This window comes from Sphingomonas sp. SORGH_AS_0870, from assembly GCF_031453175.1.
In the GTDB taxonomy this organism is placed as follows: Bacteria; Pseudomonadota; Alphaproteobacteria; order Sphingomonadales; family Sphingomonadaceae; genus Sphingomonas.
This window is the reverse complement of record NZ_JAVIYW010000002.1, coordinates 3862212-3876148: the sequence shown is the minus strand read 5'-3', so window position 1 is coordinate 3876148 and position 13937 is coordinate 3862212. Positions and strand designations below refer to the sequence as shown.

The window sequence follows — 13937 nt, the reverse complement described above, 5'->3', positions numbered from 1 at the left end:
TGCTAAACTCGCGTCGATCGTGGACCGCGCTCATTTTTGCAACGATCTGTGATAATCATTGCGTTTTGATTTTCCCGTGGCCTTCCGTAATCGAACGGCCGGGATAGCGACGCAGATCGGCTCCCATAGCCGCGCACCGCTGAAAATCCGACGCAGGGTAATGAACGCTCTTTCCGCGTCTGATCAATGCAATCCATTGCCGTCAAAGGGGGCTTCGTCATGCGTGTTCTTCATCGTTCCGGCCTGTTTGCGATGGCGTTGTGTTCCGCTACGGCGATCCATGCGCAGGAGACGACATCCGCGATCCGGGGAATAGTGACGGATGGCGGCATGGCCATCGCCGATGCTGACATCACCATCGTCCACGTGCCGTCGGGCACCACTGCGACTAGCCGGACGGACGCTTCGGGTACTTTCGCCGCGACTGGCCTGCGCCCGGGTGGCCCGTTCACCGTCCGTGTGGAGGTAGCGGGACATGCTCCGCTCGAAATTACCGGGATCAGCCTGACCGCCGGTCAGCCGCTGCGTCTGCCTATCGAACTGAGCCAGCCTGGCGACGGGGCCGACATCGTCGTTACAGGCAGCAAACGTGGCGAGGCGACACAATTGTCAACTGGCCCGATTTCAGTCTTTGATCGCACCGCGATCGCTGGCGTTGCGTCGGTCAAACGCGACATTCGCGACATTGCCAAGCGCGATCCCTTTGCGACGATCGACCCAACCAACAACGGCATTAGCATCGCCGGAGCGAATGCACGCACCAACAAATTTTCGGTCGACGGCCAGCGCTTCAGTGACACGCTGGGCCTCAACACCGGCGGCCTGCCGACCGCACGCGGTCCCGTACCGCTCGATGCGATCGAGCAATTGTCGGTCAAGGTAGCGCCATACGACGTTGCCGAGGGCGATTTTCAGGGTGGCGCCATCAACGTCGTTCTGCGCTCGGGCGGCAACAAGTTCCACGGTGACGGCTTCTTCACCTACACTAGCGACGGCCTTACCGGGAACAGCACGCGAGCAATCCCGCTCGTCCTCGATTTTAGTAGCCGGAGCTACGGCGGGTTTCTGTCTGGACCAGTTTTCGAGGACAAATTGTTCTTCGCATTAGCCTATGAACGGTTAAGCGAGACTACCCCGGCGACTTTCGGGCTGGCGGGCTCGCCGAACGTTGTGCCCAGCCTTGCGCAATCGCAGATCGACACGGTCAGTTCGATCCTGTCATCCAACTATAAATACGATGCAATGGGGGTGCTTGGATCGGTCCGCGAGACTGACGAGAAATATACGGCTAAAATCGATTGGAATATCGTCGATGGGCAGCGTCTGGCGCTTACGTATATCCATAATTCGAACACAAATGTGAGCGCGGGGGGCGGATCGGTATCCGTCAGCCAGCCCTCGCTGGCACTGGCAAGCAACGCAACGAAAGTCCCGCAAGAGTCAGATGCGGCAATTGCACAGCTTAATTCAGATTGGTCCGACAATTTCCATTCCGAAATCCGCGTCAATTACCGAAGCTATGATGCGCCGAGGTTGCCAGCCGGCGAAGCAGGATTCGCGCAACTAACGACCTGTCTTGATCCGTCGTCGGTTGGAAATCCGATAAACTGCGTATCCGGGACGATTGGCGTTGCCGATAACGCCAGCCTGGTAGTAGGCACTGCTCGTTTCAACCAGACCAACGTAGTCCGTACCAAGAATTATGGGGCGGATGTTACACTGCGGGGCGAATTTGGCGCGCATTCGGTAAAGTTAAACTTTGGATATAACCGAAACGACATCGTAAACCAGTTTATTGCCAACTCGCTGGGGACGTATTACTTCGACTCTATCGCGGATTTGCGCAGCGGCCGGGCAAGCTCGCTGGTGTTGGCGGGAGCCGTTTCGGGCAACAACGCCGATGCGTACGGCAACTTTTCCTACAATCAAATCACCTATGGTCTGCAGGACAGCTGGGACGTTAGCAACCGGCTGAACGTCACTTATGGCGTCCGAGCCGACCTGTACGATATGTCGGACCGACCGGCGGACAGTAACTTCTTCCAAGCGCGGTACGGCTTCACCAATACCAGCACCTTCAAGGGCAAGTTTGTGCCGCAACCTCGCATCGGGGCGACATGGCGAGCGAGTGACCGGCTAACGCTACGCGCGGGCGGGGGGCTCTTTCAGGGCGGCACACCCGACGTGCTGATCGGGCGCAGTTTTACCGATACCGGGGTCGTCAGCAATTCTATAACCATCCAACGGCTTGCGAACGGCAGTTGTAACGTCGCTGCGGCACTGTGTTCAGCGGCATTGGACGGCGTCAACGGACGTACGTTCACTCCCGCCGTGCTCGACTATCTACGGACGAACACCGCCAGCCTGGCCAATGCGGGCACCGCATCGATGGCCGCGAACTATCGGCCTGCCTCGACGTGGAAAACCAGCCTCTCGGGTGATTATATTGCCAACCTTGGCTTCCTCGGCGATGGCTGGCGCATCGGCGGCGACATATACTATGGCGTCGTAAAGGACGCGCCGATCTACACCGACTTACGTTCGGTAGTAATCGGCACGACCCCAGACGGTCGCCCACGCTATTCGACCGCGACGGTTAACAGCGATTTCCGGCTGACAAACACTGACCGGGGCCATTCGCTGGTGGCCGTCGCCCGCATCGACAAACGCTTCGGGAAGAGCTTGGGACTAGGTGCCAGCTACACCTTCCAGGATATCACCGAACTGGCGCCGCTCAACGGCTCGCTGGCGTCGGAACTCTACAGTGCAAGTGCTGCGGTCGATCCGAACGGATCCGCCTACGGCACAAGCCAATATGAAATCCGCGGCAGCCTAAAGTTCAATCTCGACTTCAATCATGCGTTCTTCGGCGACAATAAGACCCGGTTCAGTTTGTATGGTGAACGACGCTCAGGCAATCCCTATAGTCTGACGATGCGCGATCCGGCATCCGTCAACAGCCGTTCGGTGGTGTTTGGAACGACGAACACCGCAACGCGAGCGCTGCTGTACGTGCCGGATCTGTCCAGCGCGACTGCGGATCCGCTGGTCGTGTACGACAGTTCGGCGACCTATGACTCGCTGCATGCATATGCCGTTGCCAACGGGCTGACCAAGGGGGTCATCGCCAAGAACAGCATGCGTGCACCGACGTGGTTCAAGGTCGATCTGCACGTGGATCAGGAAATGCCTATCCCATTTGTGCCAGCGAAGTTCAAACTGTTCGCGGACCTTGAAAACGTGCTCAACCTGATCGATCACAACTGGGGATCGTACCGCACGGTGGCGACAAATTCGCCAATCGTCAGTGTTGCCTGTGTCGCCAGCGGCGCCAACGCCTGTGCACAGTATCGCTACTCCGCGTTCACGGCACCGGTGGAAACCAACCAGGCGCGCTTTTCAGTCTGGGGCCTGCGGGTCGGCGCGCGGATAGACTTTTAAATCGGGAGATGACGATGCAATCGATCCTTGCCGCCGTACTGCTCGCGCTCACCGCCTCCCCCGTCGCCGCCGCTCAAGAACCTACAGTGCCACCGCTTCCCGTCACGAAGCGCATCCCGGTCAAGGTGATCGTGATCGCCAATTTCGAACCGGGGGAGGACACCGGCGACATCCCGGGGGAATTCCAGCTGTGGGCCGAACGGGAGAAGCTCGACGACGTCATCGCGTTGCCCGGTGGCGTCCACCCGCTGCGCCGCAATGCGCGCGGGCTGTACGGGATGGTCTGGGGCGGCACCGGAACCTTGTTCGGCGATGCCGGGCAGCAGTTGATCGGACTGCTGATGGATCCGCGGTTCGATTTTTCGAAGACCTACTGGCTGTTCACCGGGATATCGGGCGTCGATCCGCAGCTTGCCTCGGTCGGCAGCGCGGCGTGGGCACGCTGGGTCGTGCAGGGCGACACGCTGCGCGAATTCGACGACCGTGAGGTTCCGAAGTCCTGGCCCTACGGACTGTTCGCGATAGGGGCGACGGCGCCCAATGCCTTGCCGGACAACGGCAATAGCTTCGGTGGCAGTGACGACACGGCCGGGCTGGGCATGGCGATCGAACTGAATCAAGGCCTCGCCCGCTGGGCCTTTGAACGAACACGCTCGATCACGATTCCGGATACCCCGGCCCCTCCAGAAAGCGCGCGCCGCCTGGAAGGGCTTTCCCAATGCGCAGAGGCCTCCGTTCGTGCTGATGGGTGAGACACTCGGGGCGCGGCGCTACTGGCACGGATCCGGCCGGACGCAATGGGCACGCGACTGGGTCAAGTTGTGGACGCATGGCAAAGGCGTGTTCGCCATGACCAACATGGAAAGCCAGACATTGGCGGGCGCGATCGAACTCGGCGCAAAGCTGAAGCTGGTCGATCCCGCGCGCGTGATGGTGCTTCGCACGGGTAGCAATCCCTCGATGCCCCCACCCGGCAAGTCCGCCGTCGCCAGCGTCAGCGACGAAGGGCTGGGTCAAATCGCAGCGTATGAAGCCAACTATCGCGTAGGCGCGCCTGTCGTGAACGAACTGCTCGACCATTGGGACCGATACGTCGATACGATTCCAACTGCTTCGGCCTTGTCAAAACGGCAAAAATGAGGGGTTTGCATTAGCCGCGATCACTCAACGTCGCCAGCGGTCTGGTCGTCACTACGCTGATCAGCCTGTCGGTCGCGTACCAGACAGCAGCGAAGGAAATAGGTGGACGACCAACCTGCCACCGGGATATCTCGCTGCGGACGTGATCGATGCGGCGAGGGTCATACAGAGGTGGTCCCGGTTTTCTGAACAGAAGGCTAACCTCATGATCAGCGCCTATGTTCGCAACATCCTGGACGAACGCATTCAACCCTGTCCGAGGCGGAGGAGGCAATGGTTGTGGCGTTCCGGCGGCACACGCTGCTGCCGCTAGCCTGCCCCCGCGTAGGCGGGGGACTGCCTCTACGCCCTGCAACCGTCGCTCCCGCATCTGACGCGCTCAGCGCTGCACCGATGCCTCCAGCGGCACGGGATCTCCCGCCTGCCGGACATCGAAGGCGACAAACCGAAGCGGCAACGCTTCAAACGCTACCCGATCGGCTTCTTCCACATCGATATTGCCGAAGTGCAGACTGCCCAAGGCAAGCTCTACCTGTTCGTTGGCATAGATCGCTTCCCGCCAAGTTCGCGGTCACCCAGTTGGTCGACAAGGCTGACAGGCGCACAGCGTGGGAGTTCCTCGAACACCTGCTCAAGGCCGTGCCTTATCGCATCCGCACTATCCTGACCGACAATGGCATTCAGTTCGCCGAGCAGCCGCGCAACCGCAACACCGCCTGATCCCGCCAAATGCGCTTCGACATGATCTGCGAGGCAAACGACATCGAGCACCGGCTCACCAAACCGAACCATCCGTGGACCAACGGACAGGTCGAGCGGATGAACCGGACCATCAAGGAGGCGACCGTCAAACGCTTCCACTACGAGAGCCACGACCAGCTCCGGACGCACCTCGCCGACTTCATGGCCGCCTACAACTTCGCCCGCCGGCTCAAGACGCTCGGCGGGCCCACACCCTAACAATACATCGCCAAGATCTGGACGTCAGAGCCAGACCGGTTCATCGTCGACCCGATCCACCAGATGCCGGGACTGAATACCTAGATGCATGAATGGGAAGGTATCGACCCTGGCAATGATCCGATGCGGCACCCAAAATTGAAAACCGGGTTCTACAGCGGTTAAATCCTGCCCCCGCAACCAACGCTATATCGCCACACGCCGCCCTCCAGGGCGGCGTTGTCGTTTAGGGCATACGCCACCAGCGACGCCACGCTCGCAACCAACTCCGCCTCTGGGCCATCGGCGAGTCCGGGTAGGTCGTCATGCTCTCGATAAGCCACGCACCGATGCATAAGCGGCAAAGCCGCGCATCTATCAGGTCCTCAGATGGCCGGAGCCGTCCTGAAGCAGCCAGAAACGAGTGTGTCGCTGCAGGCGCGGCAGGATCACCCATTGCAGGGTCGCGGTGAGCAGCAGGGACGAGGGGAGCAGTTGCAGGGGCAGGGGCGCCTCCTTCACCACCATGCGCACGCTCAGGCTGACGATCAGGAGGACCGGGAAGACCGTCAGCCATGTCGTCACGAAACGCTTCCACTTGCCGGCGCTGGCGTCGCTCGGCAATTCGAAGCGGACGGCGTCGCCGGTACCGATCTGGTCGAGCGCGGTGGAATAATCGTCGGCCATGGCCGCATGCGCGACAAAGGCGGGGCTGTTGCGCCAGGCTTCCGCCGTGCCACGATCGTCGAAGCGGAAGAGGAGATGCTGAAAGCCCGCCGTCTGGCCCAGCCGGATGCTGGCGCGAAAGCCCGGTTCCGCGCGGGCCAGCCGATCCAGTTCGGCGGCCCATCGCTCGAAATCCTCCTCATGCCCCGCGCGGATGGCGCGGCTGGTCACGATGGTCGCGGTCTCTTCGGGATCGAGTGGCATGGCGGGGAGAACGTCCGGATGGCCGTCTCGTTTCTGCCCGAGCATCGGTGACGGGCCATGCCGTGCCCCCATGCGCCTGCGATGCCGGAGGCGCATGGGGCCGTGTCGCCATTTACCAGATATGGACCCGCTTTTCGGGCGTCAGGTAAAGCGCCTGCCCCGGCTGGACGTCGAAGGGCGTATACCAGGCGTCGAGGTTGCGGACCGTCAGGACCCGCCACGGCGCGGGTGCATGGACGTCGGTCGCGATCCGGGCGCGCAGCGCCTTGTCGCGCATCTTGGTCCGCCAGCTCTGCGCAAAGGCCAGGAAGAAACGCTGGTCGCCGGTCAGCCCGTCGATGACCGGGGCGGGCTTGCCCCCGAGCGAGGCGCGATAGGCTTCGTAGGACGCGGTCAGCCCGGCGACATCGGCGATGTTCTCGCCCAGTTCCTGCTCGCCGTTGAGGTGGAGCCCAGGCAAGGCCTCATAGGCATTGTATTGGGCGACCAGCGCCTGGCCCGCGCCCTCGAACCGCTTCAGGTCGGCAGGCGTCCACCAATTGTGCAGCCGCCCGGTCGAGTCGAAATCGGCGCCCAGATTGTCGAAGCTGTGGCTGATCTCATGCCCGATCACCGATCCGATCGCGCCGTAATTGGCCGCCGCATCGAACCGGGGATCGAAATAGGGGCTCTCCAGGATCGCGGCCGGGAAGTTCAGCGCATTCTGGAGCGGCAGGTTGACCGCGTTGACCGTCTGCGGCGTCATCCACCATTCGCCGCGATCGACCGGCTTGCCGAGCTTGGCGAGGTGATAGCGATAGAGCGACAGCCGCGCCCGCTGCGCATTGCCGACGGGATCGTCGGCGCGCACCGCGAAGGTCGGGTAGTTCCACCAATGGTCGGGATAGCCGACCCCGACCTTGAGCACCGCCAGCTTGGCCCTCGCCTCCGCCTTGGTGGCGGGCGCCATCCAGTCGAGCGCGGCGATGCGGCGGTCGAAGGCGGCGACGATGTTCGTCACCATATGCTGGATCTCGACCTTGGACGAGGCCGGGAAATAGCGGCGGGCATAGATTTTGCCCACCGCCTCGCCGAGCGCGCCGTTGACCGCCGCGATGCCCCGCTTCTCGCGGGGTTGCTGGGCGGGCGTGCCGGTCAGCGTGCGGCCGTAAAAGTCGAAGGACGCGTCGTCGATCGCCTTGGGCAGCGAGCCGGTCACCTGGTTGATCATGTGGAAGGCGAGCCAGTCGCGCCAGCTTTGCAGCGGTTCGCTGGCGACGAGCGCGGACAGCTTGGTGATCGCGCCGGGTTGCCAGGCGATGAAGTCGCGCTGGCTCGCGGGCACGCCTGCCGCCGTCCAGAATGCGGCCCAGTCCAGGCCCGGCGCGCGAGTGGCGAAGTCGGCGCGGGTCCAGGGATTGTCGCCCTTATGCGCATCCTGGCTGGCGATGATGTCGGCCTGGGCCGCCGCGATCTTCTGTTCAAGGGCGAAGATGCGGTCGGCGCGGGCTTGCGGATCGGACAGCCCGGCCAGTTGCAGCAACTGGCCCAGATAGGCGCGATAGGCGGTGCGAATCTCCGCCATCTCGGGCTTGTCGGACAGGTAATAGTCGCGGTCGGGCAGGCCGAGCCCGCCCTGCATCAGATAGGGAATGTTGCGCGTCGGATGGTTGAGATCCTGGCTGACGAACAGGCCGAACAGGTCGTTGGTGCTGGCGTAATTGTTGTTGTTGAACGGATCGGTGTCGGCGCGCATCGCTGCGCCGATCGCGCGCGACAGGCCATGTTTGTCGCGGATCGCGGCGATCGCGGCCAGGCCGGGCTGGATCGGTTTCAGCCCGCGCGCCTCGATCCCGGCGGTATCGGTATAGGCGGCGTAATAGTCGGCGATCCGCTGCTCGTCGCTGCCCGGTGCGCCACGGGCGGCCGCGGCCCCCTTGATGATCGCGGCATTGCGCGCCTCGGCGCGGAGCGAGACGTCGAGCCCGACGCCGATCGAGGAGCGATCGGCGGGAATCTGGGCGGTCTTGCGCCAGGTGCCATTGGCGTAAGCGTCGAAATTGTCGCCGGGCTTGACCGCCCCGTCCATCAGCGCCTTGTCGACGCCCGAGAGGGCACCGGTCTGGGCGACGGCAGCGGTGGAGGCGAGCAGGGCGAGCGAGAGCGCGAGGCGTTTCATGGTGTTTCCGGATTCAGACAGTGTTGCTGACCGATGGAGCACCCCTTGCCCTGCTCCCGTCAAGGGGCCGCGCCGAATGTGACGCGGAAGACATGCTGGCGGGCCCCGCGCCCGTCGTCACGCCTGCCCCCGCGACAATGCCAGAAACCGGTCGGCGGTGCGCAGCGACAGCGCCATGATGGTCAGCGCGGGGTTGGCGGCCAGCGCGCTGGGGAAGATCGAATTGTCGCAGATCAGCAGGTTGGGGATGTCGAAGCTGCGGCCATCGGCATCGACCACCGCCTCGTCGCCATCGTCGCCCATGCGGCAGGTGCCGATGGTGTGGGCCGAGCGGTCGACCGCGAAGATGTCGCTCGCCCCTGCGGCGTCCCAGATGGCGGTCATGGTGCGGCGCGAATGCGCATCGATGGCGCGCTCGTTCGCCTGATAGCTGAAGTCGATCCGCGCCTTGCGCTGTCCGAACGCGTCGGTTTCGTCCGACAGGGTCAGGCGGTTGTCGGGATGGGGCAGGCAGTCGCCATTGATGCCGATCCCCGCCATCCGGTTATAGTGGCGCAGCGTGTCCTGAAGCCGGTCCCCCCACATGCTCGCGCCCCGCGCCAGCCCGGTGGCCAGATTGACGGGCAGCACGCCCAGGCTCTGGATCAGATAGCCGCCCGCGAAATCCGCATCGCCGGGGCGCATCATGTCCTCGGTGATGATCGAGGAGGGATAGCCGCGATTCATCCGCATCTCGGCGTCGAACCGGCCCCAGACCTGGGTGGCGACATGCGCCATGAAGTTGCGCCCGACCTGTCCGCTGGAATTGGCGAGGCCGAGGTTCAGCAGCAGGCGCGGCGTCTCCACCCCGCCCGCGCATAGGAACACCGCGCGGCAGCGCTGGCGGCGGTCCTCACCGTCCTGGCGATAGACCACGGCGTCGATCCGCCCCTGATGGTCGCGTTCGAAGGACAGCACGCGGCATCCGGCGCGGATCTCCGCGCCATGCGCGACGGCATAGGGGAGATAGCTGGTGTCCATGCTGGTCTTGGACGCGTTGCGGCATCCCTGGTGGCAGGTGCCGCAATTCACGCAGGCCTGGCGCTGCCCCCAATAGGGCTGGTCCCGGTCGCGCGACACCAGCGCGGCAGGCGCATCGGTCGCGGTGATGCCCAGTGCCGCGCAGCCCCGCGCCATGGCGTCGGCCGACGCGTTGCGCGCCACCGGCGGATAGGCATAGCGGCGGCTATCGTCCCATGGATAATGCGCGGGGCCGGAGACGCCGGTGAACGCCTCCACCTCCTCGATATAGGCGATCAGCTCGGCATGGGGGACGGGCCAGTCCGCGCCTTGCCCGGTCATCGTGCGGAGTTGCAGGTCGCGGGGATCGGGCCGGGGGCAGAAGGCGCCCCAGTGCAGCGTCGATCCGCCTACCCCCATGCCCGAATTGTTCGAGCCGAAGGCGGTGGGGTCGGCGCCGCCGCTCAGCCGCTCCTCCATCCAGTATATATTGGCGGCCACCTCGTCGGCGACATGCCTCGTCGGGGCGAAAGGCGCGGCCCGCCTCCAGCGCGACGACCGACAGGCCCGCCTTGGCGAGGCGCGCGGCCAGCGGCGCGCCGCCCGCGCCGGTGCCGATGACCACCGCGTCGACCATGTCATGCTCGGCATAAGGGGCGCGGCTCATGCGGTCGTCTCCGTGGCGTGCTGCCAGTGTTCGGCGTCGTTTGCGGCGGTGCGGGCATAGCCCTGTTTGCGGGGGCCATCGCCGCCGACCGCGAAGCCGTCATAGCCGATGGCGGCCATCGCGGCGGGCGAGGCGATCCATTGCTGCACGATCTCCGCGCGGACGTCCTGGAACCACAGGGCCATCTGGTCGGGCGTGAGCCGGTCGGGCCCAGACGCCATATCGACATATCCGGCATCGATCCGCTTCAGCCATTCGGCCTGCGCCGCATGGTCCAGCGTGACGAACCCGCCGGTCAGCGCGTCGAGTGTGGCCAGTCCCTGTGCCCATGCCACTCGATCCGGCGGCAGGTCGGCGAAGCGCCAGCCATCGCCGGGGCCATGGACCGCCGCACCGACATGGCGGGTGAGGTCGCGATCGGCCCCCCGGTCGGGCAGGACATGCGCGATCAGCGCCGCGACCAAGGCCAGCTGCGCGTCCGACCAGCCGCATTGGTCATCGGATACCGGCCGCGTCCGCTCCAGCATCGCGGCGCGGGTTCGGCGGCTGACCCGGTCGGAACCCAGGACATGGACGAACCCGGCGGGAAGGATCGACCCGGCGAGCGAGGCGGCGTGATCGGCGATCAGCGCGGCCAGCGCCTCGGGCTGTTCATAGGGGATCAGGTGCGCCGCACCCTCGACCACGCGCATCTCGGCATGGCGATAATGCGGCCGGTTCAGCCGGGCCTGCGCAGCCTCGCCCAGATCGCCATCCTCCGCGCCCGCCACGATCAGCGCCGGGATGGTGATGGAGCCTGCCTGTCGGCTCCAATCCTCACGGCTGCCGCGCTCCAGCCAGCCCAGCCATGCCTCACGGCTGGACCGACGGACATCGGCGATCGCCTGTTCGCGCAGCGGCGAGGGCAGCGGCCGGGCGGTGTTGGCGTCGACAAAGGTCTCGGCATCGGCCTGTCCGACCGGACCGTCCGACACCCAGCCGATCATCTGGGCGCGACGGTCATCGTCCATCGGCTCGGGGGCGGGCGGGGAGGCGGCGACCAGCACGACCCCGACGACACCGGCCAGCCCCTGCTCGCCCGCCTGGGCGCGCGCGGCGACCAGGGTGGCGATCTTGCCGCCCATGCTGTGCCCGACCAGGATGCACGCGGTCAGCCGGTGGCGGCGTATCGTGTCCGCCAGATCGTCCGCCATCGCGGTGACATCGGCATAGCCCTCGTCGCTTCGCGCACCGAACCCCGGCAGGTCGAGCGCGAGGCTGGGCAGATGGCCGAGCTGGCGGCGTACCAGATCCCATTCCCCGCTGCTGGCGCCGAGTGCGTGAAGAAAAACCAATATGGGTTGGGTCATGCGGTCTCGCCCGGATAAATCCCATGCTGGACGTCGCAAAAGCCGGAGCGTTCCCGCCCAAAGCGACCGTATCGAAATTAATTTGGATCATGATCGCCGCGATTTTTGTTCCCGCAGGCTTGTCGATAATTTCATGGAACCCTGCGCGGGAACAAGCGCTTCGGAACGAAGATCATTGCAGAGTGGAGTGACATCGTGACCGATACCGACCAGGCGCAGCCGCAGTACAAGATCGACTATCGCGAAATCCAGCCGTTCGGCACGCTGAAAGACCTGCCGCTCGGCCTGTCCGAAAATGCCCGCAAGCAAAGCGTGTCGATCCTGAACCAGGTGCTGGCCGACACGATCATGCTGCGCGACCTGTACAAGAAGCATCATTGGCAGATGTCGGGTGCGACCTTCTATCAACTGCATCTGCTGCTCGACACCCATTATGAGAAGCAGGCCGAACTGGTCGACATGGTCGCCGAACGTATCCAGGCGCTGGGCGGTATCAGCATCGCGACGCCGCACGACGTGGCCGAGATGACCAAGATCCCGCGCCCGCCGCGTGGCCGCGAGGATGTGCCGACCATGCTCGCGCGTCTGCTCGAGGCGCACAAGATCGTTCTGGAACAGGCGCATGAAGGCGCCAAGACCGCCGATGAATCGGGCGACGACGGCACCAACGACCTGCTGGTCAGCGACATCATCCGCAGCGGCGAGCCGCAGGTCTGGTTCATCGGCGAGCATCTCGCCGCGACCGAATTGCAGCGCGCGGACTGATCCGGACGACCGACGGAAAAAGGGTGAGGCGATGGCGGACCGTGATCTGGCGAATGGCATCGCCTCCACCGATCTGGAGGAAGGGCGGATCCTTGCCGGGGTCGTGGACGGACGGGACGTGGTCCTGGTCCGCCATCGGGGCCGTATCTGCGCACTCTCGGGCACCTGCACCCATTTGAAGGCGCCGCTTGCCGACGGCATCGTCGCCGATGGGACGATCCGCTGCCCCTGGCACCATGCCCGTTTCGACGTGGAGACGGGCGAGGCAATGGGCGCGCCTGCCTTTGCCCCGCTCGACCGCTTTACGGTGGTCGAGGAGCAGGGGCGGGTCCGGGTCGAGGGGCCCGCGCCACGGGTCGAGGCCGCACCGGCGAAGACCGGGCGAAGGATCGGCCGGGTCGTCATCATCGGTGGCGGCGGGGCGGGCCATGCCTGTGCCGAGATGCTGACGCGACACGGCGCGGATGCGACGGTGACGCTTCTCTCGGACGAGCCGGACGCACCCTATGATCGCACCTTCTGTTCCAAACAATATCTGGCGGGCAAGGCGGAGCGCAACGATACCGCGCTCCCGCCGCCGGGCGAGGGGGTGACGGTGCGGACCGGGGTGGCGGTGACGCGGATCGACCGCGATGCCGGGGCGGTCGTACTCGGTGACGGCGAGCGGGTGGCCTATGACATTCTGGTCCTGGCGACCGGATCGGCCGCCGTGCCGCCCGATTTCTACGGCGCGAACCGGGACGATGTGCATGTCGTGCGCGGCCTGGCCGATGCCGACCGGCTGATTGCCGCGCTGGCAGACGCGGCGCGTGCGATCGTCATCGGATCGAGCTATGTCGGGTTGGAGGTCGCGGCCTCACTGGTCGCGCGCGGGCTGGAGGTGGCGGTGGTGTCCGACGCCCACCTGCCACTGGAAAAGACCGCCGGGCCGGAAGTCGGCGCGATGATCCGCGATCTTCACCAGTCCAAGGGCGTGACCTTCCACCTCAACCGCCGCGTCGCGCGCTGGGACGGGCATGCCGCGACGCTCGACGACGGCAGCCGGGTCGAGGGCGATCTGCTGGTCGCCGGTATCGGTGCCACGCCCCGGACCGAGCTGGCCGAGGCGGCCGGGCTGACACTCGCCGCCAGGGAAGCGGGGGGCGGGGTGCAGGTCGATGCCTGCCTACGTACCTCCGACCCGGCCATCCATGCGATCGGCGACATCGCCAGCGTGCCCGATCCCCGGCTGGGCCATCCGATCCGCGTCGAGCATTGGGTGGTCGCACAGCGCATGGGCCAATGGCTCGCCCGGCATCTGATGGGCGAGGGCGAAGCGGAATATACCGAGGTGCCGTTTTTTTGGTCGGGCCATTACGACCTGAGCCTGCGCTATGTCGGCCATGTCGCATCGACCGAAGACCGGGCGATCGACGGTGACGTTGCCGGACGAGACTTCGTGGTGTCCTTTGCCGAGGAGGGGCGCGAGCGGGCGGTGCTGACTGCCGGGCGTGATGGCCTGGCGCTGGAGAAGGAACATCGCTGGGAGCGCGACTAAGTCGGATCGCCA

9 protein-coding genes and 1 pseudogene are annotated in these 13937 nt (G+C 64.8%); 6 read left to right on the top strand and 4 right to left on the bottom strand.

Annotated elements, in window-relative coordinates; translation table 11 throughout:
• Positions 1 to 219 precede the first annotated feature (219 nt).
• The 4 genes and pseudogenes from QE363_RS17995 to QE363_RS17980 all read left to right on the top strand — a co-directional run.
• Positions 220 to 3441, top strand: a complete 3222-nt coding sequence (locus QE363_RS17995; RefSeq protein ID WP_309697493.1) for a carboxypeptidase regulatory-like domain-containing protein — start codon at positions 220 to 222, stop codon at positions 3439 to 3441.
• 14 nt (positions 3442 to 3455) lie between these two features.
• Positions 3456 to 4193, top strand: a complete 738-nt coding sequence (locus QE363_RS17990) for a hypothetical protein (RefSeq protein WP_309697491.1) — start codon at positions 3456 to 3458, stop codon at positions 4191 to 4193.
• Positions 4186 to 4581: a hypothetical protein gene (locus tag QE363_RS17985; protein WP_405053225.1), complete on the top strand. Its 396-nt coding sequence runs from the start codon at positions 4186 to 4188 to the stop codon at positions 4579 to 4581. The genes QE363_RS17990 and QE363_RS17985 overlap by 8 nt, the downstream gene beginning before the upstream one ends.
• 231 nt (positions 4582 to 4812) lie before the next feature.
• A pseudogene (locus tag QE363_RS17980) lies at positions 4813 to 5625 on the top strand (IS481 family transposase); the annotation flags it as partial.
• A 273-nt stretch (positions 5626 to 5898) separates the two neighbouring features.
• Here QE363_RS17980 and QE363_RS17975 read toward each other — a convergent pair.
• From QE363_RS17975 to QE363_RS17960, 4 genes are all read right to left on the bottom strand, one after another.
• Positions 5899 to 6495 carry an antibiotic biosynthesis monooxygenase gene (locus tag QE363_RS17975; protein ID WP_309697487.1) on the bottom strand — a complete coding sequence of 199 codons (597 nt, stop codon included), beginning with the start codon at positions 6493 to 6495 and terminating at the stop codon, positions 5899 to 5901.
• Between the two features lie 67 nt (positions 6496 to 6562).
• Positions 6563 to 8608, bottom strand: a complete 2046-nt coding sequence (locus tag QE363_RS17970; RefSeq protein ID WP_309697485.1) for a M13 family metallopeptidase — start codon at positions 8606 to 8608, stop codon at positions 6563 to 6565.
• Between the two features lie 117 nt (positions 8609 to 8725).
• Positions 8726 to 10108, bottom strand: coding sequence for a GMC family oxidoreductase (locus QE363_RS17965; RefSeq protein WP_309697483.1), 1383 nt, complete (start codon positions 10106 to 10108; stop codon positions 8726 to 8728).
• A gap of 162 nt (positions 10109 to 10270) precedes the next feature.
• Positions 10271 to 11623, bottom strand: coding sequence for an alpha/beta fold hydrolase (locus tag QE363_RS17960; protein ID WP_309697481.1), 1353 nt, complete (start codon positions 11621 to 11623; stop codon positions 10271 to 10273).
• A gap of 195 nt (positions 11624 to 11818) precedes the next feature.
• Here QE363_RS17960 and QE363_RS17955 point away from each other — a divergent pair, with 195 nt between their 5' ends.
• Together QE363_RS17955 and QE363_RS17950 are read left to right on the top strand one after the other, a co-directional pair.
• Positions 11819 to 12388 (top strand): DNA starvation/stationary phase protection protein, encoded by a 570-nt coding sequence (locus QE363_RS17955; RefSeq protein ID WP_309697479.1) that lies wholly within the window; start codon positions 11819 to 11821, stop codon positions 12386 to 12388.
• Between the two features lie 31 nt (positions 12389 to 12419).
• On the top strand, positions 12420 to 13925 hold the full coding sequence (locus tag QE363_RS17950) for an FAD-dependent oxidoreductase (protein ID WP_309697477.1): 1506 nt from the start codon (positions 12420 to 12422) through the stop codon (positions 13923 to 13925).
• Positions 13926 to 13937: the final 12 nt, after the last annotated feature.

Bases quoted from the DNA above. Each gene is read 5' to 3' on its own strand.
- QE363_RS17995 (WP_309697493.1), top strand. From the start codon at position 220: ATGCGTGTTCTTCATCGTTCCGGCCTGTTTGCGATGGCGTTGTGTTCC.
- QE363_RS17990 (WP_309697491.1), top strand. From the start codon at position 3,456: ATGCAATCGATCCTTGCCGCCGTACTGCTCGCGCTCACCGCCTCCCCC.
- QE363_RS17985 (WP_405053225.1), top strand. From the start codon at position 4,186: ATGGGTGAGACACTCGGGGCGCGGCGCTACTGGCACGGATCCGGCCGG.
- QE363_RS17975 (WP_309697487.1), bottom strand. From the start codon at position 6,495: ATGCTCGGGCAGAAACGAGACGGCCATCCGGACGTTCTCCCCGCCATG.
- QE363_RS17970 (WP_309697485.1), bottom strand. From the start codon at position 8,608: ATGAAACGCCTCGCGCTCTCGCTCGCCCTGCTCGCCTCCACCGCTGCC.
- QE363_RS17960 (WP_309697481.1), bottom strand. From the start codon at position 11,623: ATGACCCAACCCATATTGGTTTTTCTTCACGCACTCGGCGCCAGCAGC.
- QE363_RS17950 (WP_309697477.1), top strand. From the start codon at position 12,420: ATGGCGGACCGTGATCTGGCGAATGGCATCGCCTCCACCGATCTGGAG.